The organism is Streptococcus mitis, assembly GCF_047465045.1.
Classification (GTDB): domain Bacteria; phylum Bacillota; class Bacilli; order Lactobacillales; family Streptococcaceae; genus Streptococcus; species Streptococcus mitis_DT.
On sequence record NZ_JASHAR010000001.1, the window covers coordinates 291,359 to 317,101 of the forward strand.

Here is a 25,743-nt window from a genome sequence, read left to right on the forward strand (position 1 = left end):
TTGAAATAAAAGACTAACATTGTTACATAACGTTAGCATTTCATTTCCCTAAAATAAGCTAATTTGGTCTAAAAAAGCAACAAACTATAAACTAGTAGGTTCCACACCAAATGTAAACCCATACTTCCCCATAAGTCAGATTTATAGCGCACCATCCCTAAAAACATCCCAAGTGAAACATATAAACACCAAGCTAGAATGGTTCCTGGATGATGTACTAAGGCAAATAAAACACTTGTCAAAGCAACTCGAATATCTAATTTTCTCACCAAGTTCCATAAAATTTCTCGATACAGAAATTCTTCAACCATACTCGCATTGATTAAGAACAATAAAAATGAAAACCAAGGAACCTGATGTTGTAGGACAATTAAGTTTGCTTGATTCGCGCTTCCTTGCGCATGGATTAAGCTAAAACATAGACTTATAATCAGTAGGCTAACGAATCCAATACCAAGCCATTTAATCCTAGTTTCCATATTGACCTTGGCCACTTGTTTTCGTTGACCATACATCCATAAAAAAGAAATGAGCGACGCACCATAGAGAATCTCTAGTATAGTTAACTCACCGATACAAAAAAATTTCAGTAAGTATAGAGATACCAATAGGACATTTACTTGTTGGAATATATAAACTGGAATTATTCTTTTCATAGTTACCTCCGAAATAAATCTTCATAATCTAAATCTAATACCTGCACAATCCTTTCTACCCATGGACTTTGAGGCATTCGTTGTTCCATCTTATAGTGGCGAATCTTTTGATACAAACGATTCAATTCACTTGGATAGTGAAACTCTCCCGCAAACATTTTTCTGGTTAACTCAATCCAACTGATATTTCTTTCAGCCAAAATAATGGACAAGTTCTCCCAAAATCGTTCAGCCATATTGCTTCTCCTTTAGTTAGATAAATAATGTGTTTGTGCCATGTAAATCAATTGTTTCGTATCTCTTGGCAATAGAGCTCTAGCCTCCTCTAGGTTCAGATTTGGATAAACTCGCTTATTTGAAACCGCAAGAGGAAGCCTGATGGTTAGTTCAGGATTTTTTAATATCATTTCAATGAAATCCGTTAATCTTAGATTGTCACGGTTCTTAAATCGTAATAAGTTGGGCGATAAAAACTCAAAACAATCTGAAGAATAACTCATCATTTCAATTAATTTGTCCTTTGTCATTTCAGAAATCGAATGACAAGATACCTCGATGCCATAGTTTTGGAAGAAGTCTAAAAGAAGTTGATTTCTTTGGCTATTTTTACTTAGATAGAGATCAATCATGGGAGACCTCCCAAAGATTCGGTTCCATTTGATATTCTGAAACGATTAAGGAATCTAATAAATTTGCGAAGTTAATCGGTTGCTTGTCTTCATCATAAGCTTTTACAGTTACTTGGGTTGTAAGTATTCCCTCTTTTCCCTCGGCTTGATAGCCTTGTCCATATAAAACAAAAACAAGATTTTGATTATTATCTATAAAGGCATCAGCTCCATTCTTTATATCCTGACTTTCAAGGAATTCCATAACGTTTTGAAGATAGGATTCGTAAAATAGGGGGTAGTTGTGTTTTTTATGGTAATCATCTAAAAATGTCACTTCAAACTCACATGGATAATTGGGCATTAAAAATATTTGTTCATCCAGCTGTTTGATTTCTGCATCATGTAATTGTGTTTCTAATTCATCACAATCTAGTATTGATTCTTTATTTAATGCTTTCATTTTTTTCCTCTATTTCTTTTAATTTCTTTGCGATTGCAGCAATCACAGGAACGGTTACACTATTACCAGCTTGTTTATAGAGCTGACTATTACTAGAAACTTTTCTAGCAGCTTCAAAAGCCCAATCGGGAAATCCCTGTAGGCGAAAACACTCTTTAGGAGTGATTCGTCGTATTCTCAAACGGTAAAATTGTCCATCTATTAAAACACCGGCTACTTGGTAAACTTGTTTATCTTCTCCTTCATAGCTAGCCACTACTACTCCCATTTGCCCACTAGTTGTTAACGTATTCGCTATACCTTTTCCAACTCTACCACGACGATACTGAGAACTTGGTCTTTCTAAATTGATTGAATCCCCAATCTCTGCTTGAGCATATCCTTTTTTCGTTGCCTCTCGGACTTTTAGAAATTTGATTGGTTCTGGAATCAGTATTTTGGGGATTTTATCTCCACCTTGCATCGTAGTCAGTGTTGGAGATAAGCCCTCACTTCCATAGACGCGTCCGGTCTCCTTAAAGCTAGTTGGTAAATCTCCAACAACGACAATACCATGGCGATCCTGAGTATTTAAAGTAAACATTGGCTCTTGATTATCCTTGAAACGTCTACCATTTTGTCTTTTTTCTAATCTGTCTGGTGTCATACAAGGAATCGCAACTTTAAATCCTTCTCCTTTTCCACGAACTAAGGTTGGTGCAAGACCTTCTGAATAATAGACTTTACCACTCATTCCACTTTTTGATGGATTCAAATTCCCTAGTGCTTTCAAAGTCTCAGAGTTAGTTGCTTGACCTTCTCGTCTGAAAGGAAATAAGAGTCTGGTACCTTTCTTTCTAGAATGTCCGATAATAAACACCCTCTCTCTGTTTTGGGGAACGCCAAAATCCTTACTGTTAAGCACCTGCCACTCAACATCAAACCCCAACTCATCAAGTGTGGTAAGGATTGTGGTGAACGTCCGTCCCTTATCGTGATTGAGTAGGCCTTTAACATTTTCAAGAAAAAGAAAACGTGGTTGGATTTGTTTGGCCGCTCGAGCAATTTCAAAGAATAAAGTTCCTCTAGTATCTTCAAATCCCAATCGTCTTCCTGCGATTGAAAATGCTTGACAAGGGAATCCCCCACAGATGATATCGACTTTCCCTCTAAGTTTTTTAAATTCGTCATCTGAAACATCTCGTATGTCATGAAATTCTATTTCTCCTTCCGTTTGAAAAATGGACTTATAAGATTTCCTAGCAAATTTATCAATCTCACAAAATCCAATACACTCGTGTCCGACACTTTCCATTCCAAGTCGAAATCCACCTATACCTGAAAATAAATCAATAAATCTCATTTCTTTATCACCCCTTTCTGATCGACTATCAATGTCCAAATAGTCACACCACATGAAATGACAATGAGCATAACTAATATCCACTCGATTGGCGACATTTAACCACCTCCTTTTCTAACACGGTTATTCCAAACGGAATACAAGCCGTTAAACACAAATTCAGCAAGTACTTCCGCTCGTCTAACAAAGCGAACATTGTCAAGAGCATACTGATAGATTCTCTCAAAATCAGTCATAGCAATTTCACTGGCTGTTTCAGAAAAACCTTCTCGTCTAAATTGATCTTGTACCAATCCCCAAATATAATCTCGATCATATTTTGTGACCTTTTCTACTTTTCTTTTCAAAATAGGTTGAGTATTCCTATCCTCCTCATCCTCAATAAATAAAGAATCAGTCTCACTATATTTAGTCTCACTAACTTCAGTCTCTCTAGGGGCTGAATGTGAGACGGGGGCCGTTTCATTTTCAACCTGCCCTAGTCTTTTTTTAACACTAGGCCTGTTTGAATTACCTACTGGGGTAGAAGACAATTCCCCTAAGTAAATCTTATTAGCTAGTCTTCCTTTCTCACTTGAAGACTGTTGAACTTCATCGATTAAGTCATATTCTTTAAGAATTTTTTTGATAGATAGTAATTTAGACTTCGAACAACCTAACAGCTTCATCAGTTTAGAATTAGAAAATACTAAATAAACCGCTCCTTCTTCATCTATCCAACCACGACTGAGAGATAATTCTAAACGATCTTTTAAAATAGAATAAGCCACCTTTACTTCTAGTTTCATATCCATATATTTCTCATCCTCAAAAAGAATTTTAGGTAATTTGTAATACCGTTCTGAAGTTTGGTATTGATTTGCGGTAATTCGTTTCATAGCGCACCTCCAAGTTCTTTGAGTGTTAAATCTCCGCTTGATTCCAATTGAACCAAGCCACTTTTTTCCAATTCAGCCATAAGAGAGATGGCTTCAACAATGTCAATTCCCATTTCACGTACTAAAAATGAAATGACAATATAGCGTGATGATTGTAATTCTTTTGTCATTTTCCCTCCTGAAAATAAAAAAAGGAGAACAATATACAATTGTTCTCTCTTTAGATAAATATTTATTGTTGTATTCATTTTTCCGATGCGCAAACGACATCTACAAATACATATACATCTATGTGCCTTTTTAGGACTTTTTTGACGTCAAAATTGCCTTTATCTACAAATACAAAATGCTTGTAAAATAGCTTAAAATCAAGGATTTTTACCCTTTTTTTCGTTGTAGCAACACTACACACTCCACGTGGTGCGTTTGTGGAAAAAGATCCACCGGCTGGACTTTCTTCAAATCGTATCCCAATTCTTGGTAGAGTTTGATATCACGCGCCATGGTTGCGACATTGCAGGAGATATAGGCAATACGGTCTGCTCCTGTTTGGGCGCTTGCTTTGATAAAGCTTTCGGTTAATCCCTTGCGTGGAGGATCAACCAAGATAACGGTTGGTTGAATTCCTTCCTTGAGCCAATTCTTCATAGCATTTTCAGCTGTGTCACAGACATAGTGGGCGTTTGAAATATTGTTCAGCTGAGCATTCTTTTTGCTATTCTCAACCGCTTCTGGAATTACTTCAACACCATAAACTTCTTTGACATGTTTCGCAACAGAGAGGCCAATCGTCCCGATACCAGAATAGGCATCAATAACCACGTCATCTTTTTTTAATTCAGCAAAGTCAATGGCTGTTTGATAAAGTTTTTCAGCCATTTCAGTATTGACTTGGTAAAAAGCGGGACCAGCGATTTGGTAGTCATTTCCCAACATTTGGTCGGTAATATAGTCTTGACCATAAAGCGTACGCCATTCCTTACCAAAAATAGCATTAGTGTTCTGGTCATTAATATTTTGCATAACAGACACAATCTCTGGGAACTGCTTGATTAGTTGTTCAATTAATTGCTCCACACGAAAAACTTTGGGACGAGTTGTTACCAAAATAACCATAATTTGACCTGAATAATGTCCGCGACGCACCACAAGGTTTCGAATCAAGCCAGCTTGTTCCTTTTCATCATAAGGTTTCAAATCATAACGACGGAGCAAGTCGCGTAGGGCTACTACTACCTCATCAATCGCGGGATCTTGGATAAAGAAATCTTCAAGAGGCATGAGGTCGTGGGAATTCTTACGGAAAAATCCAGTTTCCAAGACACCATTGACTCGACGAACAGGGACCTGTGCCTTATTGCGGTACCTGACTGGATGTTCCATACCTAAAGTTTCAGCAACCTCTATATCATCAATTCCAGCAATCTTATATAGACTATCCTTAACTTGCTTGGTTTTAAATTTGAGCTGTTCTGGGTAGGCAAGGTGTCCTAAATCAGCGATTCCTGAACGCAGGTAAGCCAAATCTAAATCTTGATTACGGTGTGGTGATTGAACAAGGTATTCTTCAACCTTCCCAAAACCAATCTTTTTATTAACCTTGAGGACTCGCATAAGGATTTTTTCACTTGGTAAAGCATTCTCTACAAAAAAGACCAAACCATCTACCTTGGCAACTCCTGCACCTTCATGGGTCAAGTCAACAATTTCAACTTCTACAATATCATTTTTCTTTAACATTCTCTTCTCTTTCTATTGGCCGACAAAAAAGACGGCAACGTTACGGTTACCATCTATTATACCATGAAATTTCTTAAGAACCAAAACTCTTGAAGAAGTTGACAATGGCTTGCCAGAGGGAGCTTAAGAAGTTTCCGCCGTCTTCTAGCGCCTTATCAGCATCAAAGTTAAGGTTAATATTTTTAAAACTGTCGCCAGCTTGTGATACGATGCTTTGTTTAAGGTCATTCAAGGTTTTAGTGAAGTCTGCATTGCTGAGGATATCACTTTTTGAGAGATTTAAAGCAAAATTGATGATGATATTGATCTGGTTTCCTGTTATAACCTGATCAAGTTTGTAATTTTTTAAGGTATCTTCAACGATTTTACGGACATCTTCCTCCGTCAGATTTCCCTTGCTTTCTTTAGCTTTGGCGATTCCTGACTTGATATCGGCTAGGGCAACATTTAATTTATTAGCATCATAGCCTGACTTGTCCTTGTTTTCAGCATTGATATCGGACAAAGCCTTCAACTCTTCTTGAGCCAAATCTTTGTTGGCTTGCGGCACCTTGGCTCCATTAGCTTCTAGCGAATAGTAAATCCCAGCTAAGGCACTCTCACCTGTAACGGGAATAGGTGCTGCTACAGTGATTTTGGCGTGTTCCACACCCAAAGTTACGGCTGCATTTCGGTACATATCCTGAGTCACCTTAGTGATGTTTTCTGGTGTTTCAATCTTGACCTCAAGTGGCGATTTGTCACCTAGCTTTTGAATCTTGGCTGATGAATACAATTGTAAACTAGAGTCATTGGCAACATTCATAATCTTAGAATAGACATCAGGTGTCATGGTCTTGAGTTCTTTGGTGTCTGTTGAGGCATTGTAGCCTAGTTTTTTTAGAGTTTGATTTTTTTGGTCTTCAGACAATGATGAACCTAGGACATATTCAGGTTGAACATAGGTTTCATCGATAACTTTTTGCACATCTGTTGCTGCATGGGCGCTATTCATAGCTGTTACTGCCCACAAGACCGCAACACTAGTCAGAAAGAGTTTCTTTCTCATAGGGATTTTCCTCCTTTACCTTTCTAGAGTAATATATCTATCTTAAAGAAAACTTATAACAAAAACACCTGGGCTAGCCAGATGTCGAAAAGAGAGTGAAACATTTGATGATGTAAAGGTTGAGTTGTACCTGTCTAGAATAGTAATAGTTTCCTCCATTTACATAGAGTTCGGCACCGTGAAAAATGGAAATGGGGTGCATATAACTATAAGTCTTTCCAGTGGTATTGCCAAGCAAGGGAGCAACAGTATCACGAGAGTACTGTTTGGCCAGTGCTAGGGTGTTTTCCTTACCATTTTGGGCGATAAAATCGATATAGGCAGGTCCAAAATTATAGGCTTGAACAGCTGTCCAGACATCAACACCCTTCTTCTGGGCCAGATAGAGATTGTCTGTCAGAGTTTGAACGCCTTGCCGAATGCTAGAGGCATTATCATTAATGGTATTGGTAGCGCCACTAGCAGACTCACTAGACTGCATAACATCGCCTTCTTTTCCTTTTGTTTCAGTATAAATCATAGCGAGCACAAGCTCTTCGTTTGCTGGGGTGTCTTTTTCACTCAAAATTTCGCGCACCATGGGTTGATAGGTCATGACTTGCTTGACATCTTGGTGAACGCGGTAAGCTTTATAGCCAGCAAAAAGGAAGACTGCTAGTACAAGCACTCTTCGAATTCGTTTAAACATTATTTACTTTGGATATCCTCGATATTTTTGATTAAGATAGAGTAGGTTCCATTGTCGTTTTGGATAAACTCAACAGACTCGGCATCTTGATAGACGTTATTGGGAACGATGAGCTCAATTCCATTTGACAAGGAAAGTTTTTGGTTTTCAAATTTTTTAAGCTGACGACTGGCATCAATTTCATCAAATTGAACTGGTTCTGGTACGGCTTCTTTGACTTGGTCAATAAAGCTCAAACGAGCCGTCAGATTATTGTCAAAAAGGTCGTTGGCCAATTTTTCAGGCGACAATTCATTGCTTTCTTCTAGGTTGTTGAAAATCGCTGATTTGACCTTAGATTGAAATTGAAAATCATCTGTGTTAAAAGTCTCAGCAATTCGCTGTGCCGTTTTTTCCAGTTCCTTGATAGATTTCTTGGGAGAAATCTTAGGGGAAACGGCAAGAAGATTGTCTGAAAAATAGTTCAAGAAAGTCCCGTTGTACTTGATTCGTTTTTCAATCAGATGGTACTTGCGACTCTGAAGATTGACCACCAAGGCCTCATCAGCCCCAGTTCCAAATCCAGGCAGGTTATTCTGAGTCAGCTTGATTGGATTATCGACCTCTCCTCCGAGGTGGGTCAGGGTCTCACGCAGGGTAATTCGCAAGAAAGCGAAATGTTCCACGCCTTCTTTAGAAAATTGCACAAAAATCAAGTCATTGGTCTTGAGATTTTCAGAAATACTGAACTCTTCTTTCCAGAGATTAGCCAGTGTGACTGATGTCTCCAACAAATCGTCAGTGATGTGATTGAAGAAGGGATTTTCTTCTTCGAAAATCCCAGTCTTGGCTTCATCTGAATACACACGTTCAATTTTTCTACGCAGGTATTCTTCGATTTTTGGAGTAATATTGAGAAGCTTATCCGCTAGGAACAGCTCGGTATCATCCGGGCTGAACTGATGGATAATGGCTTTCTTAATATAAATGTCCATAAAAGTATTAGTCCTCGTATAATGGGAAGGCATCTGTCAATTCTTTGACTGCTCTTCTCACTTCTTCTAAGACAGCCTCATTTTCTGCATTTTTAAGGGTTTTAATGATGAGTTCAGCCACTTTGCGACTTTCTTCTTCACCAAATCCACGTGCAGTAATGGCTGCAGATCCGATACGAATCCCACTTGTCTTGAATGGTGACAAGGTTTCATAAGGAATTGAGTTTTTATTTAGGGTAATATTGACTTCATCCAGCAAGTTTTGAGCAACTTTTCCATTTTCTACAACCTTAGTAACATCCACTAGGAAGAGGTGGTTTTCAGTCCCACCAGAAATGATACGGAAATCAGGATCTTGCAAGAAGACTTCTACCATAGCCTTGCTGTTTTTGATAACATTGGCAGCATATTCCTTGAAGGCTGGATCCAAAACTTCTTTGAAGGAAACAGCCTTCGCAGCAACAACATGCTCCAAAGGACCGCCCTGAATACCTGGGAAAATAGCTGAATTGATTTTCTTAGCAAGTTCTTCGTCATTAGTCAAAATCAAACCACCACGAGGTCCACGAAGGGTTTTGTGTGTCGTTGTTGTAGTGATATGAGCATATGGTACTGGACTTGGGTGAAGACCAGCAGCAACCAAACCAGCGATATGGGCCATGTCTACCATGAGCTTAGCACCAACGGCATCTGCAATTTCACGGAATTTTGAAAAGTCGATAATTTGAGAATAGGCTGAAGCACCTGCTACAATCAGTTTTGGTTTGACTTCTTGGGCTTGTTTCAAGATAGCATCAAAGTCCAAGAGTTCTGTTTCAGGGTCCACACTATAAGACACAAAGTTATAAGTTTGACCTGAGAAGCTGACAGGAGCTCCGTGAGTCAAGTGTCCACCTGCTGCCAAATCCATCCCCATAACGGTATCACCTGGCTCAATCAAGGCCATGTAAGCAGCACAGTTGGCTTGGCTTCCTGAGTGAGGTTGGACGTTGGCGAATTTAGCACCGAAAATTTCTTTTGCACGTTCAATGGCTAGAGTTTCTACCACATCTACTACATCTGTTCCACCATAATAACGGCGTCCTGGGTAACCTTCGGCGTATTTATTCGTCAAGATAGACCCTTGAGCTGCCATAACAGCCTTGGAAACTACGTTTTCCGAAGCAATCAACTCAATGTTGTTTTGTTGTCGTTCTTCTTCTTTGGCAATAGCATTCCAGAGATCAGCATCATATGCTTTAAAATCATCTTTGTCAAAAATCATAGGTCTTCTCCTTTATTGTGTGACTAGTCCATTAGTTTAATTTTCTTATTAGAAAATCAAACTAAAAGATGCGAATAAACCGTTTCTGCATTTTATCACAAGTATAACCAACTTTTTCATAAAATGCATGAGCACCCAGACGATGGTCGGCAGAGTTTAAGCGGATAAATCCATAGCCGCGTCTTTTTGCTTCTTGCTCCAACCCTTGCAATAAGCTTTTACCAATACCTTGACCTTGCGCTTGAGGTGAAACTGCTAAGGCTAAAATATTAAATCCTGCTTTAGAATAAAGTGATTCATAGACCTCAGCGTGGACATATCCAAGCAAGGCATGACTAGCTTCATCCTCATAAGCAAGTAAGAAATGATGTGAATTCTGAGACAGTCTAGCTAGTTGACTAGCCGTGTCCTCTAGACTAAAAAAATAGCCCAAAGCTTCTTGGTTAATTTCACAAATGGCTTTCACATCTGTTTCTTGTAAATCTCTTAGCATCTCATTCCTCCTCAAAAGAAATCTCTGGCAAACGAGCAAGAATATCTTCTCGCTTAATGGCCCCTTGGCGTAAGATTTTTACCTTGTCTCCAGACAAGTCCAAAATAGTTGAATCCTGTCCCGTTAGAAAAGCATCGTCTTCCAGACCCAAAACCTCTTGGTCAAAATCCTTCAGAATTTGTTCAAAGGTTACTCCACTTGCCTGACCTGAAATATTGGCAGACGGTCCAATCAAGGGCCCCGTCTCTCGAATCAAATCAAGGGTAATGGGATGACTAGGCATCCGAAATCCAACAGTCGCAAGGCCAGAATTGACCCAATAGGGAACTCGGTCATTGGCTTCAAGGATAATGGTCAAGGGACCTGGTAAAAAGGTCTCTACAAGTTTTTGAAGATAAGTTGGCTGATTCTTAGAAAAGTGCAAGATGTCCTCTAGAGAGGCGATATTGAGGTTAAGCGCCTTGTCTCTTGGACGACGTTTAAGCTGGTATACATGATCAACTGCTTTTTCGTCTAGAGCCTTGGCAAAGAGACCGTAAACTGTCTCTGTAGGTAGAACGACAGCTCCACCATTTTCCAACTCTTGTCTAATCCTGTCCATCATCAACCACGACCATCCTATCTTGACCAAATTGGTCCTTAAGTGTTCTTACACGTTTTTCAGGAAGATGCTTCCTAAAAAGTTCAGGAACACTTTGACCTTGCTTGTATCCAATTTCAAGGTAAATCTTACCACCATCTTTGAGATAGTCTTTTGCATCTTCCGCAATTCTACGGTAAATAGCTAGGCCATCCTCGTCTGCAAAGAGAGCTAGATGAGGCTCCGAATGCAAAACATTCAAGCCGACCTCTGACTCATCTTCACGAGAGATATAGGGTGGATTGGAAACAATTATATCATATTTTTCAGAAATTTCTGTAAAACAGTCAGATTTTTTTAAAAATATTTGAAGATTTTGATTTTTAGCATTTTCGTTAGCTAAATCTAAAGCATCTTGGGAAATATCTGCTGCTGTCACTGACCAATCTGGTCTGTTTTTTGCTAGAGCGAGAGCAATAGCTCCACTACCTGTTCCAATATCCAGAACTGAAAGATTCGTCTCAGGATTTTCAGCCAGAATAAGCCCCACCAACTCCTCTGTTTCTGGACGAGGGATCAATACTCGCTCATCAACTGTTAACTGCATTCCATAAAAATCTGTCTGTCCAATGATGTACTGGGCTGGTTTATGAGCTGCTAACTGTTGGAAAATTCCTTTTACAAATTGTTTTTCTTCCTTGTTTACCTCTTGCTGGAGGGCAAAGACAAAATCTGTAAAAGAAAGATTTTTCAGGCTACGATAGACAAAAGAGAGGCTTTCTGCTTCCTCTCCCTGTCTTATCAATTCTTCTTCAAAATCTGAAAATAATTGAGCTAATTTCATTATTTATTTAATTCTTCTAATTTTTGCGTTTGGTCATAGAGCACCAAGGCATCCACAACTTCATCCAATTTACCAGACAAAATGGTATCTAGTTTTTGGAGAGTCAAGCCGATACGGTGGTCCGTGACACGGTTTTGTGGGAAGTTATAAGTTCGGATCCGTTCTGAACGGTCACCAGTACCGATTGTCGACTTACGCTCAGCGTCTTGTTCATCTTGTGCAATCTGAGCAAAGTGGTCAGCAACACGCGCACGGATGATTTTCATGGCTTTCTCACGGTTCTTCTGCTGGGTACGTTCTTCCTGCATCTCAACCTTGATATTGGTTGGCAAGTGAACGATACGAACGGCAGTCGCAACTTTGTTGACGTTCTGTCCACCAGCACCTGATGCATGATAGATGTCGACACGAAGGTCTTTTGGATCAATATCGTATTCTACTTCTTCGACTTCAGGCATGACAAGAACTGTGGCAGTTGATGTATGGACACGACCTTGGCTTTCTGTCACAGGGATACGTTGCACACGGTGGGCACCTGATTCGTACTTGAGTTTAGAGTAAACAGATTGACCTGAAACCATGGCAACCACTTCTTTGAAACCGCCGACACCATTCATAGAAGCCTCCATGACTTCAAAGCGCCAGCCTTGGGCTTCTGCATACTTTTGGTACATAGTTAGAAGGTCTCCGGCGAAAAGTGCCGCTTCGTCACCACCAGCCGCTCCACGAATTTCAAGGATGATGTTCTTGTCATCGTTTGGATCCTTTGGAAGGAGCAAAATTTTCAATTTCTCTTCGTATTCTTCTTTTTCAGCCTTGGCATCTTTTAATTCTTGCTTGGCCATTTCTTCTAAGTCCGCATCTCCACCTGATTCCTTAATCATCTCTTCAGCATCAACGATGTTTTGAAGGACTTGTTTGTATTCTCGGTAAGCCGTCACTGTATCACGGCTTGAAGCCTCTTCTTTTGAGAGCTCCATGAAACGCTTGGTGTCTGAAACCACATCTGGGTCACTCAGCAACTCTCCTAATTCTTCATAACGGTCTTCTACTGCTTGTAGTTGATCATAGATGTTCATTTTTCTTCATTCTCCTTATTGATTTCAGGGGCAAAATAATGTTTACGACAAACCGAGATATAGGTTTCATTTCCACCTATTTGAATTTGTTCACCATCATAGACTGGCACACCATCTTGAGTTCGTAATACCATGGTCGCCTTTTTCTTGCAATACTGACAAATGGTCTTGATTTCGTCAATCTTATCTGCTAAAAGCAAGAGATATTTGGAACCTTCGAACAGTTCATTGCGAAAATCATTTTTCAAACCAAAAGCCATGACAGGTATGTCTAACTCATCGACAACACGAGCTAGATCGTAAACATGGTGACGCTTGAGAAACTGAGCCTCATCGACCAAAACACAGTAAGGTGTTTCTGGTAGGTCTCGGATATAGCCAAAGATATCCGTCGTCTCCTCAATCGCAAGAGCAGGGCGTTTCATACCGATTCGACTCGACACATAGCCAACACCGTCACGCGTATCCAGAGCTGAAGTCATAATCACAACACCTTTTCCTTGCTCCTCATAGTTATAGGCCACCTTAAGAATCTCTATTGTCTTTCCAGAGTTCATGGTCCCATAACGATAATACAACTGTGCCATGTTTCTTGCTTCACGTCCATTCTAAATTTTTGCTACATTCTAGTATATCATAATTTTCTTAAGCTTTAAACGGCAAAATGTGGTAAAATAGAAGAAATCAAAAACTAGTGGAGGAAGCCATTATGCCATTTGTACGCATCGATTTATTTGAAGGACGCACGCTCGAGCAAAAGAAAGCTCTTGCTAAGGAAGTAACAGAAGCTGTTGTTCGCAACACTGGAGCACCTCAATCAGCTGTTCATGTCATCATCAACGACATGCCAGAAGGAACTTATTTCCCACAAGGGGAAATGCGCACCAAATAAGCTAGCTTAAGCAGAATTGCTTAGGCTTTTTCAATCTCCAAGTAGCATCCATTGAAGAAATAGTTCAAATTTGTTACAATTTGAAAGGATACTTGGAAAAATTTCCAAGAAAAGAGCTATTTATTAAAGGAAACAATATGATTACACGTGAATTTGATACTATTGCTGCTATCTCTACTCCACTAGGTGAAGGAGCTATTGGTATTGTCCGCCTAAGCGGAACAGACAGTTTTGCTATTGCGCAAAAGATTTTTAAAGGAAAAGACTTGAGTCAGGTTGCTAGCCATACCCTTAACTACGGTCACATTATTGATCCTCTGACTGGTAAAGTCATGGACGAAGTCATGGTTGGGGCTATGAAATCTCCAAAAACCTTCACTCGTGAGGATATTATCGAGATTAACACCCACGGTGGGATTGCGGTGACCAATGAAATTCTCCAGCTAGCTATCCGTGAAGGAGCTCGGTTGGCAGAACCTGGTGAATTTACCAAACGTGCCTTTCTAAACGGTCGCGTAGATTTGACGCAGGCTGAGGCCGTTATGGACATCATCCGTGCTAAGACAGACAAGGCTATGAACATTGCAGTTAAACAATTAGACGGTTCCCTTTCTGAGCTGATTAATAATACCCGTCAAGAAATCCTCAATACTCTTGCCCAAGTCGAGGTTAATATTGATTATCCTGAGTATGACGATGTTGAGGAAGCCACTACTGCCGTTGTCCGTGATAAGACTATGAAGTTTGAGCAATTGCTAACCAATCTCCTTAGGACAGCCCGTCGCGGTAAAATCCTCCGTGAGGGAATTTCAACAGCTATCATCGGCCGTCCTAACGTTGGGAAATCAAGCCTTCTCAACAACCTCTTGCGTGAAGACAAGGCAATCGTAACCGATATTGCTGGTACTACTCGAGATGTTATCGAAGAATACGTCAACATCAACGGTGTTCCTCTAAAATTGATTGACACAGCTGGTATTCGTGAAACGGATGATATCGTTGAACAAATCGGTGTTGAGCGTTCAAAAAAAGCCCTTAAGGAAGCTGACTTGGTTCTGCTAGTGCTAAACGCTAGCGAGTCATTAACTACCCAAGACCGACAACTTCTTGAGATTAGCCAAGATACAAACCGTATTATTCTTCTTAATAAAACCGACCTGCCTGAAGCGATTGAAACTTCGGAACTACCTGAAGACGTTATTCGTATTTCAGTCCTTAAAAACCAAAATATTGATAAGATTGAAGAACGTATTAACAACCTCTTCTTTGAAAATGCTGGTTTGGTTGAGCAAGACGCAACTTACTTGTCAAATGCCCGTCATATTTCCTTGATTGAGAAGGCTGTTGAAAGCCTACAGGCTGTTAATGAAGGGCTGGAACTAGGTATGCCAGTTGACTTGCTTCAAGTTGACTTGACTCGTACTTGGGAAATCCTCGGAGAAATCACTGGGGATGCTGCTCCTGATGAACTCATCACTCAACTTTTTAGCCAATTCTGTTTAGGAAAATAAGAAATCCATGATCGTTCATTCGGTCATGGATTTTCTAATCTTTCTTAGTAATCTGGTCTTAGGACACCTGTTACAGTTGCCTTAGTTGCTTCGTAGTCGCCATCAACGACGACTTTGATAATGCGTTTGGCATCTTCTTCTGGTGCTGGAACTAGAGGTAAGCGTGTTGGGCCAGCTTCAAATCCCATATAGTTAAGAACAGCTTTAACTGGAGCAGGACTTGGATAAGAGAAGAGGGCATTAACCTTAGGAATGAATTTACGCTGAATTGCTGCGGCTTTCTTCATATCGCTTTCTGCAATGGCAGTAAACATCTCGTGCATTTCATCCCCATTTGTATGAGAGGCAACAGAAATAACCCCGTCCGCACCAAGGTTCATGGCATGGAAAGCATCGCCATCCTCACCTGTATAAATCAAGAACTCTTCTGGCTTGTGCTCAATCAAGTAAGCCATATTAGCCAAGCTAGTACATTCTTTGACACCAATGATATTTGGATGATCTGCCAAGCGAAGCATGGTTTCTGGAGTCAATTCGACAACTACACGCCCTGGAATGTTATAGATAATAATTGGTAAGTCAGAAGCATCTGCAATGGCTTTAAAATGCTGATACATTCCTTCTTGAGAAGGTTTGTTGTAGTAAGGTACGATAGCAAGTCCAGCAGCAAAACCGCCAAATTCCGCTACTTCTTTGACAAACTCAATAGAGTCACGCGTATCATTAGTACCTACACCCGCAATCAAAGGAACGCGTCCATTGACAATCTTTTGTACAGCCGCAAAGAGTTCCAACTCTTCATCGTGGGTCAAGGTTGGACTCTCAGCAGTGGTCCCTGCAAGGAGAATTCCGTCTGTATGATGCGCCAACAAATGCTCAATCAAGGCTGGAATGGCATCAAAATTGATGGAACCATCCTCATGGAAGGGGGTAATAAAGGCTGTGATGATTTTACACTCTTTTAAATCTTTATAAGACATGAGAAACACCTCTCTATTTCAAAGAAGGAGTTCATCTGAACTCCTAAACGATATGACTATTTTAATTCAAATTTCAATTCGGCCGTTGGACGAACCAAGCCACGTTCATGAAGAGTTTCTGCAATCTGAACTGAGTTCCAAGCAGCACCTTTGAGCAGGTTATCTGAAACAACCCACATGTGAATTCCTTTTTCTGCATCCAAGTCTTTACGGATACGACCAACAAAGGTATCACGTGAACCCACTGCATTAATGGCTTGAGGATAGATTTGATGAGCCACATCATCTTCAAGAACAGCACCTGGGAAGGCTGAGATAGCTGCTTTTACTTCTTCGATTGGAGCTACTTCTTTTGTTTCGATATAAACTGATTCAGAGTGGGCTGACAAGACTGGAATACGCACACATGTTGCAGATACTGCAATGCTGTCATCTTCCATAATTTTCTTAGTTTCCTTAGTCATCTTCATCTCTTCGTAAGTGTAATCATTGTCAGTGAAGACATCAATTTGTGGAAGAGCATTAAAAGCGATAGGATAATGTTTCTTATCACCACCTGACGGCAAGATTTCCGCATGCAAATCACGTGGGGTTACACCATCATTCAAGACTTCACGAAGTTCACGTTGTGTCTCAAGAATTGCTCCCATACCAGCACCTGAAACTGCTTGGTAAGTTGAAACAATGATACGGTCCAAGCCCCATTTTTGGCGAACTGGCTCAAGAGCGACCATCATTTGAATTGTTGAACAGTTAGGGCAGGCAATGATACCGTTGTGGGCATCAAGTGCATGAGCATTGACCTCTGGAACAACCAAAGGAACATCTGGATTTTGACGGAAGTAAGATGTATTATCTACTACTACCGCTCCAGCTTTAACTGCGTATGGTGCATATTTAGCTGATGTAGAACCACCTGCTGAAAAGAGAGCAATATCAACTCCTTCAAATGCTGTTTCAGTCGTTTCTTCAATCGTAATATCTTGATCTTTAAATTTCAAAGTCTTGCCTGCTGAACGTGCAGAAGCAAGTAAACGAATTTTATCGATTGGAAGTGTTGATTCTTCCAACATTTTTATCATCTGAGCTCCGACAGCACCTGTCGCGCCGACTACAGCAACTGTATATCCCATAAATAACCTCTTTCGGAATTTTCTAAAAATTTCTATAATAGATGTATTATACTACTTTTTCCATGAATTGCAAAGCTTTTTCATCATTTTTTGGAAAATAAAAATCCCCAGTCGCTAGACTAGGGACTAAGAGGCATCTTCATGTGATGAGCAGGTTCACACAACTCATCAAGGTCCGCTCCTGCGTTATGACCTCCTTATGCTCAATAGTAGTCCGAAAACTACCTATCGACTCATCGCGTCTATTATATTACTAGAAATAAGTGGTTTTGTCAATAAGAAATTTTTGCAGGATGACTTTTATTATACAAAAGTCAGAATTTTTTCTCGCGAGTATAAGAAAAAAACTCTTGTGCTCAAGAGTTTCCCTGTAAATATCATGCTAATTGCCGGGATTGAACCGGCGACCTCATCCTTACCATGGATGCGCTCTGCCAACTGAGCTAAATCAGCTTACCTAAAAAGTATACTATAGTTAGCAAAACTTGTCAAGTTTCCTTAGAAATTTTCCATAAGAAAAAGCCAGGTAAGAGTTACCCAGCTTATCTTGTTCTATTTACTTAAATCGATTCGACGACCAATTTTACCAATAATAATTGCTCCAACAATCAATGATGCAAATTCACCGATTCCTGTTGTAAACCAAGTAAGGAAAAATGGTAATTGCGCTACGATATTCAACTCTGCAGCGATGGTAAACATGGAAATTGAAAAGAGGACTGAAAAGAAGAAATGATCTTTTCGAATCAATCCGTTAAAGAGGTAATCTTTGCTGTATTTTGCAAAAAGCCAAACACCTAGACTGAGGAATACCAAGGTTGATCCACCACCAACAAAGACATCTAGCAGTCCGAAGCTAAAGAAATTAGCAATCATACAACCGATGGTAACTCCGATGATGTACTTAGGATTGTAAAAAGCCATAAAGTTCATCATTTCTGAAATACGGAACTGATAAGCACCATAGCTGATAGCATTTAGAGGCGGTGTGACAGTTAAAACGACATAGATAGCAGCAACGATTGCAATATCTGCTACATCACGAATAGTTAATTTTTTCATCTTTTCTCCTTTGGCGGTTGCCCGCGTGTAATATGCTTGGTGAAAGAAGCTAAGCACCAAGGGTTGATTCAATCAACCTTACTAGTATAGCACAATAACTTGCTTTATGCTATACTAAAAGTATGAAAATTCCTATTCAAAAATTTTTTAACAATGAAATCTTATCCTATCTCTTTTTTGGCCTTGCAACAACTCTAGTTTCGATTCTCTCACGACTAGTTATTTATCAACTAAGTCATCAAGAACTCCTTGCGACTGCCCTGGCAAATATCATCGGTATCCTCTTTGCCTTTATCACAAATGATACGGTTGTATTTAAGCAAGCTAGGCAGAATTGGCCAAGACGTTTAGTGAAATTTACTCTTGCCCGACTTTCTACTTTTCTGTTAGACTTATTTTTAACTTTTCTCTTTGTAACCCAGTTTCCTGATATTATTGGTCAGTTCGTAAACGGGAATCTTGATAAGATTAATAATATCGAAACAGTCCTTGCACAATTGTTGATAATTATCCTTAATTATATTTTTAGTAAGGTTTTTGTATTTAAAAAATAAAATTCCTGAGCATATAGCTTGCAAGCTCTTCTTAACTAATATATAATGAAGAGTAAAAATTTTGGAAAGGAAATTATGAAAATGTTAAAAGATCTTAAAGCATTTTTGCTTCGTGGTAATGTTGTTGACCTTGCTGTCGGTGTGATCATTGCCTCTGTTTTTGGTGCAATCGTTACATCACTTGTTAACGATATCATCACTCCACTTATTTTGAATCCAGCCTTGGAAGCTGCGAAAGTACAAAATATCGCTGAGCTTGCTTGGAATGGTGTTACATATGGTAAATTCTTGAGTGCTGTTATCAACTTCCTAGTTATCGGTACTGTTCTCTTCTTCGTTATCAAAGGTATTGAAAAAGCTCAAAGCCTTACTAAGAAAGAAGAAGCTGCTGAGGAAGCTCCAGCTGGTCCAACTGAGTTGGAAGTACTTCAAGAAATCAAAGCTCTTCTTGAGAAAAAATAATCGATTAAAAGGATCTAGCACAAAGCTAAATCCTTTTTTCTTTACTCTTTCGGTAACTTGCCTGCTTTCTCAAGCATTTTCTTAATAAGATAAGGCATCTTAACATTTTCACGACCTTTTTTCTCAATCAGTTTTTTCACAAATTCCGGCATTTGTAGGTCTTGTGATTCATCTAAAATATTTTTAGTGTCATCCGAAGGAACTAATTCATCAAATGTTTCTTCTTCTGGGAAGAATTCTCTAAATTCTTGATGTTCATTGGCTCTGACTGTATTGACCAAGGCATCAATCAAGCGAGAATCCGTATTCGGCATTGGTGGACGGTGGTAATTGACCCCAAATTCCTGACATAAGTCATAACATTCTACATCGTTGTCAAACAAGACTTCAATATGCTCGCTGATGAAGCTGATAGGGACAAAAATATAATGGTCTGGATGTTCTTTCTGTTCTCTGAGATACTCTAAAACATCTGGCTTAATCCATGGAATACCGATATCACTTTCACTCTGCCAAGTGTTGGTATATTGTTCTAAATTCAAGCCCAGTTTTTCAGCGACTAGCTTACTATTTTCGAAAATTTGATCGATATAGGGATCACCAAAATCCAAGGCAAAAATAGGCACACTGTGGGCTGAAAAGATGACTTTAAAACTGTCTTGCTTTACTTCTGCTTTTAAAATCTTACCAATTTCATCCGCCCAGTAGTTTAAGAGTGCTTCTTCCTGATACCAATCCTTAATAACCAAAAATTGAATTTGTTTGCTTTCCAAAAATTTCTCATAGCCCATGACAGAGTAGAAAGAATAATGAGGCTCCAAAATCAAGCAAATACACTGTTCAATGCCGTCTGCTTCCATCTGACCGATTACATCTGGAATAAAGGGACTGGAAAATTTATTGGCAAAATAGACACTATATTCATTTCCCAGTCTAGCTTCTACCAAGGCAACCTCTTCACGCGTAATTCTTTGCAGAGGCGTGCCTCCAATTCGTACATAATTATCATAGAGAGTTTGAATCTCGTGGTCTTGGGGTCTCACTCCACGACGAATATTTGTGAAAAAATCAGCCACACCTTCAAAGGTAATCTCTTCTGGCGAACCAAAGGTCATCATTAAAATTGCTTTTTTCATAACTGCTTCCTTGTGATTTTTTTATCATGACTATTTTATCATTAATTCATCAATAAGTAAACGCTAACATAGGGACATTCTCAATCTTCTGTCTTTTGTTTTTCTCTTCTTTCTATGATACAATGGAAAAAATGAATTAAAAAGGAGTTTTTATGACTTATCCAAATCTCTTGGACCGCTTCTTAACCTACGTTAAGGTCAACACGCGCTCTGATGAACACTCTACTACTACTCCAAGTACAAAGAGTCAGGTTGATTTCGCAACCAATGTCCTGATTCCTGAAATGAAGCGTGTTGGTTTACAAAATGTTTATTATCTACCAAATGGTTTTGCTATTGGGACCTTGCCAGCCAATGATCCATCTTTAACACGTAAGATTGGCTTCATCTCCCACATGGATACTGCTGACTTTAATGCAGAAGGAGTCAATCCACAGGTAATTGAAAACTACGATGGTGGTGTGATTGAACTTGGAAATTCTGGTTTCAAACTCGATCCAGCTGACTTCAAGAGTCTTGATAAATATCTAGGACAAACACTCATCACAACCGATGGAACAACCTTGCTAGGTGCTGATGACAAGTCTGGTATTGCGGAAATTATGACCGCTATTGAATATCTGACTGCTCATCCTGAAATCAAACACTGTGAGATTCGTGTTGGCTTTGGTCCAGATGAAGAAATCGGTGTTGGTGCTAATCAATTTGATGCAGAAGATTTTGATGTGGATTTTGCCTACACTGTTGATGGTGGTCCGCTAGGAGAACTTCAGTACGAGACTTTCTCAGCAGCTGGTGCTGAATTGCATTTCCAAGGACGCAATGTCCACCCTGGTACTGCCAAAGGGCAAATGGTCAACGCCCTTCAGCTAGCAATTGATTTTCATAATCAACTTCCAGAGAATGACCGACCTGAGTTAACAGAAGGTTACCAAGGCTTCTACCATCTTATGGATGTGACAGGTAGTGTCGAAGAGGCGCGTGCAAGCTACATCATTCGCGATTTTGAAAAAGATGCCTTTGAAGCGCGTAAAGCAGCTATGCAGTCTATCGCTAATAAGATGAATCAAGAACTTGGAAGTGATCGTGTCACCCTAAACTTGACAGACCAGTACTACAATATGAAAGAAGTCATTGAAAAAGATATGACTCCAATTACCATTGCCAAAGCCGTTATGGAAGATCTGGCTATCACGCCCATTATTGAACCAATCCGTGGAGGGACAGACGGCTCTAAAATTTCCTTTATGGGAATCCCTACTCCAAATATCTTTGCTGGTGGGGAAAACATGCATGGACGTTTTGAATACGTCAGCCTTCAGACTATGGAACGTGCAGTTGATACCATCATTGGTATCGTCGCTTATAAAGACTAAAAAAGACGAGGTAGCTCAGCTACTTCGCCTTTCTTTTTATTCTGCTGGTTTTTCTTGATTTCCAGCACTTGTTGTAGATTCTGCTGTTTCCTTTTCTGAAGCTGGTTCAGCAGGTTTAGAATCTGTTGCGTTGCTCGGTTTGTTTTCGTCGCTAGCAATTTCACTGTTAGATTTTGCAGCTACGTTTGGTCGGTTCTCAGCACTGGTATTATCACCATTTGCTTCAGCATTTGTTGATGGAGTTGCTTCTTCACTCGCGCTTGATTTTGACTTGATTTCTTGATTCAAGACTAGAATAGCTTTTGTCAATTCAAGTAAAGCAGCTTTATCTTTACTCTTAGCAGAAAGTTGATCTAGTAGAGCATCCACCTTATCAAAGTCCGCATCAGAACCCTTATTGTTTTCTAAATAAGCATGAAGCGACATAAGAATATCGTAGAGTTTTTGATAGAGAACAAGCGTCTGAGGATCTTGCTCAGCATTTTCCTTCTCTTGTTGAAGGGCACTAGCGATACGAGTCAAGACATCTTTCACCTGACTATTTACTTCATCCAAGTCTGCATCAGCTTTGTTTGTGGCAGCTTTGAGATTTTCTACTTCTTCTGCCAAGGATTGTCTGATTCCTTCTTCTTGGATTTGTTCCAAGAGTTGATTTGCCTTGCTCAAAAGACTTTCAACTTGTTCCTTGCTAACATGATTGACATGTTCTTCAGGCATAAAGTCTCCATACAATTCTTTCAAGAAGCCATAAATAGCTGTCTTGGCACTTTGATTATCAACTTTTTCAGTATCTAGAACTGTTTGACTTGATTTCGCAGTAGTTGGCTGAGCTTTCAAAGCTTCTTCCACTTCTTGTTTTGCTTGATAGATGCTTGGGAATAATTTGTTCAATTCTGCTGCCTTAAGGAAGGATTGAGATTGATACAAGGTCCAATTCAACTGAGCTACTTTGTTTCGAAGTTCATCACTCAAACGACCGTCATTTACGTGTTCGTAGAAATACTTAATGTACTCAACAGTCGTAACCCCTGTTCGATCATTAAAGTCTTGAAGAGCTTGCAGTTGTGATTCAACCGCTGCTAAACTGGCCTCATCTTTAGCTAACTTAGCTTCCTGGAGTCGAACGAGTAGGTCTTTCTTAGGAAGTCCATAAGAGTCTGTATCCAGTGTGTTGATTTTATCAATCAAGGCTTGATATTTCTTATCTAGAGCGCTCGTTTCAACAGGTTTGACACTTTCATCAATATGGATATATTGCTTATCAAAGAGATCAAGTGTTGCAAGATAACCTGCTGTAGAGTTAGTTGCCAGTTTCTTCATGTTTTCAGTAAACTGACCTAAGGCTAACTCAATCTGTCTTTGTTCGATAGGCTTGTCTTTATAGATGCTTCTGCTATCAGATAGAAGTTGGTCTACTTTTGCCAAGACCGCCTTCTCATCAAAAGCACCAGTTTGGTAGTTGGATTGGAGAGCTGGAATCTTGTTTTTCAAAGCCACTTCATAGCCCTTGGTTTGAACCTTGATGTAGTGATTGTGGTCGCCATGAGGAATCACAAAACTACCATTCTCTACCTGTAAGCTATAAGGAGACACACCATCTCGCAAGGCAGTCGTGTAAAGTTCATTTAGGAAATCAAGTTCTGGGTTTCCAGTTTGGAGTGGCAAACGAACATGTTCCTTACGAACAGCATAGGGATGGATATGAGTTGGATCGTAGGCTTGGTCTGGATTTCCAAAGACAAAGAAGCCGTTTGAAATTCTAATAGCTTCAAGTGGAACCCCATAGGTCTTAGAAATGTAAGCAATTTTTTCTTCATCGCTAGCATCTCTTGAGAAAGACTCTACCGTTTTAGCAAGAGGTTTTATAGGCTCTGCATCATGGTGTGTTTTCAAATGATCCTGAGCTGCCTTAATTTGGTCTGCTGTCAAATCCTTCTTGAAGAAGTAATGATTGTGATCACCGTGACTCATAACAAATCCTTGCTCATCTTCACTAATGACACGATTGGCATCAAAGCCGTGATTATGGTCTTCATCATGATGGTGTCCATGATGATCTTCGTCGTGATCGTCATCATGAGCTGGACTTGGTGTTGTTGTATTCGCCCCTTTCAAGTGGTCTTGTGCTGCCTTAATTTGATCAGCAGTCAAATCCTTCTTGAAGAAGTAATGATTGTGATCACCGTGACTCATAACAAATCCTTGCTCATCCTCACTTATGACACGATTGGCATCAAAACCGTGATTATGGTCTTCATCATGATGGTGTCCATGATGATCTTCGTCGTGATCGTCATCATGAGCTGGACTTGGTGTTGTTGTATTCGCCCCTTTCAAGTGGTCTTGTGCTGCCTTAATTTGATCAGCAGTCAAATCCTTCTTGAAGAAGTAATGATTGTGATCACCGTGACTCATAACAAATCCTTGCTCATCCTCACTTATGACACGATTGGCATCAAAACCGTGATCGTGTTCCTCACCATGATGGTGTCCATGATGATCTTCATCGTGATCGTCATCATGAGCTGGACTTGGTGTTGTTGTATTCGCCCCTTTCAAGTGGTCTTGTGCTGCCTTGATTTGCTCTGCTGTCAAATCTTTCTTAAAGAAGTAATGATTATGATCACCGTGTGACATGACAAAACCTTGATCATCCTCACTAATGACACGATCGGCATCAAAACCGTGATCATGGTCTTCATCATGTTTGTGGCCATGTCCATCTCCATCATGACCATGTTCTTCATGCTTAGGGTCCTGACTTCCATGGTCACCATCTTGCTCATGATGATGGTTTTGCTGAGTAGGTTTTTCTGCTGGTTTGCTTTGATTCTCCAATGGTGTTGGTTTCATACTGTCACTAGCTAGAGGAATCATTCTCGCAATCTTTTCTTCTAATGCAGAAAGCTTTGTATAGGGGATGAAATGATAGTGATTTCCGTGAGGAATCGCTACACCACTCGGTGTTCTGCTTGAAATCTTAGCAGGGTCAAAAGTCAAACCATCCGATTCAGCATATCGTTGAGTACTTGGAAGAGCATAGAGCTGCTGTAACAGACTTTGAAGACTCTCGGCTTTATTACTTGGTATTTCAGCCTGTTGACTAGGATTGGTAGTTTGATTGGTTTCATTTGGACTTGGACGATAGTCAGTCACACTCGCTTGTTTTCTAGTTCCAGAGAGATAGGCTTGAGCAGCAGCCAATTCACTAGCAGACAAGGAACTCTTTGGAATGTAGTGGTAATGTCCACCGTGAGGGACGATATAAGCATCACCAGTATCCTCTATAATATCAGATACATTAAAGATGTAGCCATCATCAGTAGTATAGCGACCTTGAGATTGAGCAAGCGCCACTGCACTATTAGATGTTGGTGCATCGTGAGTATGTCCTTGTTTTTGACGTTCAATTTCGTCCTTCGAACGAACGTTGTCTGCATGTGCCACATCCTTAAGGTAAACATAATACTTACCATCCACCTTGATAATGTAACCACCTTTGACTTCGTTGACAATATCAGCGTCTTTAAGTTGATAATTGACATCTTTCATCAAAAGTTCTTCACTGAAAATCGCATCAAAAGGAACTTTCCCATTATAATAATGGAAATGATCACCGTGTGAAGTCACATAACCTTGATCAGTGATTTTCACAACAATCTGTTCAGCCTGAATATCTTCTTTTTTGCTAACTTGATCTGGTGTTTGTGTCTCTGTTTTTGGAGTGTCTTGTTTCCCATCGACATAAGATACACGATTCGTATCTTTGTTCTCTCCTGTCTGATGTTGATTCAATGCATAAATACAAAGACTTAAAGAAAGGACAACAGCTGCACCAGCAGCAAGTTTCTTCTTATTGATTTTCATTCTTTCCTCACTTTAATTCTTCTGCTAAAATACTCATATTGTCTTCTAGGTTTTCTAAATAAGTCTTGTCATTTTGTGGGTCTGCCTCTAAAGGATTCAGAGTTTTAAGCCCC

27 protein-coding genes, 1 tRNA gene, 1 pseudogene and 1 riboswitch are annotated in these 25,743 nt (G+C 39.8%); of the genes and pseudogenes, 5 read left to right on the top strand and 24 right to left on the bottom strand.

Annotated features, from left to right (window positions below):
- Positions 1 to 68: 68 nt before the first annotated feature.
- From QM409_RS01410 to QM409_RS01490, 17 genes are all read right to left on the bottom strand, one after another.
- Positions 69 to 656 (bottom strand): CPBP family intramembrane glutamic endopeptidase, encoded by a 588-nt coding sequence (locus QM409_RS01410; protein ID WP_414302716.1) that lies wholly within the window; start codon positions 654 to 656, stop codon positions 69 to 71.
- Between the two features lie 2 nt (positions 657 to 658).
- Positions 659 to 892, bottom strand: a complete 234-nt coding sequence (locus QM409_RS01415; RefSeq protein WP_000840776.1) for a hypothetical protein — start codon at positions 890 to 892, stop codon at positions 659 to 661.
- Between the two features lie 12 nt (positions 893 to 904).
- Complete coding sequence (locus QM409_RS01420) at positions 905 to 1,285, bottom strand: hypothetical protein (protein ID WP_414302717.1); 381 nt, start codon at positions 1,283 to 1,285, stop codon at positions 905 to 907.
- The gene (locus QM409_RS01425) at positions 1,278 to 1,727 is read right to left on the bottom strand and encodes a hypothetical protein (RefSeq protein WP_414302718.1); all 450 of its coding nucleotides are present in this window, start codon (positions 1,725 to 1,727) and stop codon (positions 1,278 to 1,280) included. Before QM409_RS01425 ends, QM409_RS01420 begins: the two co-directional genes overlap by 8 nt.
- Entirely contained in the window at positions 1,711 to 3,069 is a 1,359-nt protein-coding gene (gene dcm / locus QM409_RS01430; RefSeq protein ID WP_414304893.1) for a DNA (cytosine-5-)-methyltransferase, read from the bottom strand. The genes QM409_RS01425 and dcm overlap by 17 nt, the downstream gene beginning before the upstream one ends.
- Before the next feature lie 98 nt (positions 3,070 to 3,167).
- On the bottom strand, positions 3,168 to 3,947 hold the full coding sequence (locus QM409_RS01435; protein ID WP_000822768.1) for a replication initiator protein A: 780 nt from the start codon (positions 3,945 to 3,947) through the stop codon (positions 3,168 to 3,170).
- Positions 3,944 to 4,117, bottom strand: coding sequence for a hypothetical protein (locus tag QM409_RS01440; protein ID WP_000159602.1), 174 nt, complete (start codon positions 4,115 to 4,117; stop codon positions 3,944 to 3,946). The genes QM409_RS01435 and QM409_RS01440 overlap by 4 nt, the downstream gene beginning before the upstream one ends.
- A gap of 208 nt (positions 4,118 to 4,325) precedes the next feature.
- Positions 4,326 to 5,687, bottom strand: coding sequence for a 23S rRNA (uracil(1939)-C(5))-methyltransferase RlmD (gene rlmD, locus QM409_RS01445; RefSeq protein ID WP_414304892.1), 1,362 nt, complete (start codon positions 5,685 to 5,687; stop codon positions 4,326 to 4,328).
- A 73-nt stretch (positions 5,688 to 5,760) separates the two neighbouring features.
- On the bottom strand, positions 5,761 to 6,735 hold the full coding sequence (locus QM409_RS01450; RefSeq protein WP_414304891.1) for a DUF1002 domain-containing protein: 975 nt from the start codon (positions 6,733 to 6,735) through the stop codon (positions 5,761 to 5,763).
- 73 nt (positions 6,736 to 6,808) lie between these two features.
- The gene (gene pmp23, locus QM409_RS01455) at positions 6,809 to 7,423 is read right to left on the bottom strand and encodes a cell wall hydrolase Pmp23 (RefSeq protein ID WP_136936795.1); all 615 of its coding nucleotides are present in this window, start codon (positions 7,421 to 7,423) and stop codon (positions 6,809 to 6,811) included.
- Complete coding sequence (locus QM409_RS01460; RefSeq protein WP_414304890.1) at positions 7,423 to 8,397, bottom strand: nucleoid-associated protein; 975 nt, start codon at positions 8,395 to 8,397, stop codon at positions 7,423 to 7,425. The genes pmp23 and QM409_RS01460 overlap by 1 nt, the downstream gene beginning before the upstream one ends.
- Positions 8,398 to 8,404: 7 nt before the next feature.
- Positions 8,405 to 9,661, bottom strand: coding sequence for a serine hydroxymethyltransferase (glyA, locus tag QM409_RS01465; protein WP_414304889.1), 1,257 nt, complete (start codon positions 9,659 to 9,661; stop codon positions 8,405 to 8,407).
- A gap of 61 nt (positions 9,662 to 9,722) precedes the next feature.
- On the bottom strand, positions 9,723 to 10,154 hold the full coding sequence (locus tag QM409_RS01470; RefSeq protein WP_414304888.1) for a GNAT family N-acetyltransferase: 432 nt from the start codon (positions 10,152 to 10,154) through the stop codon (positions 9,723 to 9,725).
- Between the two features lies 1 nt (position 10,155).
- Complete coding sequence (locus tag QM409_RS01475) at positions 10,156 to 10,758, bottom strand: L-threonylcarbamoyladenylate synthase (protein ID WP_194251752.1); 603 nt, start codon at positions 10,756 to 10,758, stop codon at positions 10,156 to 10,158.
- Entirely contained in the window at positions 10,742 to 11,578 is an 837-nt protein-coding gene (gene prmC / locus QM409_RS01480) for a peptide chain release factor N(5)-glutamine methyltransferase (RefSeq protein WP_000761865.1), read from the bottom strand. The genes QM409_RS01475 and prmC overlap by 17 nt, the downstream gene beginning before the upstream one ends.
- The gene (prfA, locus tag QM409_RS01485) at positions 11,578 to 12,657 is read right to left on the bottom strand and encodes a peptide chain release factor 1 (protein ID WP_084926505.1); all 1,080 of its coding nucleotides are present in this window, start codon (positions 12,655 to 12,657) and stop codon (positions 11,578 to 11,580) included. Before prfA ends, prmC begins: the two co-directional genes overlap by 1 nt.
- Positions 12,654 to 13,244, bottom strand: a complete 591-nt coding sequence (locus tag QM409_RS01490) for a thymidine kinase (protein WP_414304887.1) — start codon at positions 13,242 to 13,244, stop codon at positions 12,654 to 12,656. Before QM409_RS01490 ends, prfA begins: the two co-directional genes overlap by 4 nt.
- Before the next feature lie 122 nt (positions 13,245 to 13,366).
- Here QM409_RS01490 and QM409_RS01495 point away from each other — a divergent pair, with 122 nt between their 5' ends.
- Together QM409_RS01495 and mnmE are read left to right on the top strand one after the other, a co-directional pair.
- Complete coding sequence (locus tag QM409_RS01495; RefSeq protein WP_001117401.1) at positions 13,367 to 13,549, top strand: 4-oxalocrotonate tautomerase; 183 nt, start codon at positions 13,367 to 13,369, stop codon at positions 13,547 to 13,549.
- A 137-nt stretch (positions 13,550 to 13,686) separates the two neighbouring features.
- The gene (mnmE, locus tag QM409_RS01500) at positions 13,687 to 15,060 is read left to right on the top strand and encodes a tRNA uridine-5-carboxymethylaminomethyl(34) synthesis GTPase MnmE (protein ID WP_414304886.1); all 1,374 of its coding nucleotides are present in this window, start codon (positions 13,687 to 13,689) and stop codon (positions 15,058 to 15,060) included.
- Between the two features lie 44 nt (positions 15,061 to 15,104).
- Here mnmE and dapA read toward each other — a convergent pair whose 3' ends face one another.
- From dapA to QM409_RS01520, 4 genes are all read right to left on the bottom strand, one after another.
- Positions 15,105 to 16,040: a 4-hydroxy-tetrahydrodipicolinate synthase gene (dapA, locus tag QM409_RS01505; protein WP_004254315.1), complete on the bottom strand. Its 936-nt coding sequence runs from the start codon at positions 16,038 to 16,040 to the stop codon at positions 15,105 to 15,107.
- Between the two features lie 56 nt (positions 16,041 to 16,096).
- On the bottom strand, positions 16,097 to 17,173 hold the full coding sequence (locus QM409_RS01510) for an aspartate-semialdehyde dehydrogenase (RefSeq protein WP_004254313.1): 1,077 nt from the start codon (positions 17,171 to 17,173) through the stop codon (positions 16,097 to 16,099).
- A gap of 380 nt (positions 17,174 to 17,553) precedes the next feature.
- Positions 17,554 to 17,626, bottom strand: a tRNA-Thr gene (locus tag QM409_RS01515).
- Positions 17,627 to 17,725: 99 nt separating this feature from the next.
- Positions 17,726 to 18,235 carry a QueT transporter family protein gene (locus QM409_RS01520; protein WP_414304885.1) on the bottom strand — a complete coding sequence of 170 codons (510 nt, stop codon included), beginning with the start codon at positions 18,233 to 18,235 and terminating at the stop codon, positions 17,726 to 17,728.
- Positions 18,233 to 18,329: riboswitch (PreQ1 riboswitch) on the bottom strand. (Overlaps the previous gene by 3 nt.)
- 28 nt (positions 18,330 to 18,357) lie before the next feature.
- Here QM409_RS01520 and QM409_RS01525 point away from each other — a divergent pair.
- A complete protein-coding gene (locus QM409_RS01525; RefSeq protein ID WP_414304884.1) occupies positions 18,358 to 18,789 on the top strand; it encodes a GtrA family protein in 432 nt (143 codons plus the stop codon).
- An 81-nt stretch (positions 18,790 to 18,870) separates the two neighbouring features.
- The gene (gene mscL, locus QM409_RS01530) at positions 18,871 to 19,251 is read left to right on the top strand and encodes a large conductance mechanosensitive channel protein MscL (RefSeq protein ID WP_414304883.1); all 381 of its coding nucleotides are present in this window, start codon (positions 18,871 to 18,873) and stop codon (positions 19,249 to 19,251) included.
- 41 nt (positions 19,252 to 19,292) lie between these two features.
- Here mscL and hemH read toward each other — a convergent pair whose 3' ends face one another.
- Positions 19,293 to 20,387: a ferrochelatase gene (gene hemH / locus QM409_RS01535; protein WP_414304882.1), complete on the bottom strand. Its 1,095-nt coding sequence runs from the start codon at positions 20,385 to 20,387 to the stop codon at positions 19,293 to 19,295.
- 152 nt (positions 20,388 to 20,539) lie between these two features.
- Here hemH and pepT point away from each other — a divergent pair, with 152 nt between their 5' ends.
- Positions 20,540 to 21,763: a peptidase T gene (gene pepT, locus QM409_RS01540; protein WP_414304881.1), complete on the top strand. Its 1,224-nt coding sequence runs from the start codon at positions 20,540 to 20,542 to the stop codon at positions 21,761 to 21,763.
- 36 nt (positions 21,764 to 21,799) lie between these two features.
- On the opposite strand, the gene QM409_RS01545 is transcribed toward pepT, so the two are convergent.
- Together QM409_RS01545 and QM409_RS01550 are read right to left on the bottom strand one after the other, a co-directional pair.
- The gene (locus QM409_RS01545) at positions 21,800 to 25,630 is read right to left on the bottom strand and encodes a pneumococcal-type histidine triad protein (RefSeq protein ID WP_414310486.1); all 3,831 of its coding nucleotides are present in this window, start codon (positions 25,628 to 25,630) and stop codon (positions 21,800 to 21,802) included.
- 7 nt (positions 25,631 to 25,637) lie between these two features.
- A pseudogene (locus QM409_RS01550) lies at positions 25,638 to 25,743 on the bottom strand (adhesion protein); the annotation flags it as partial.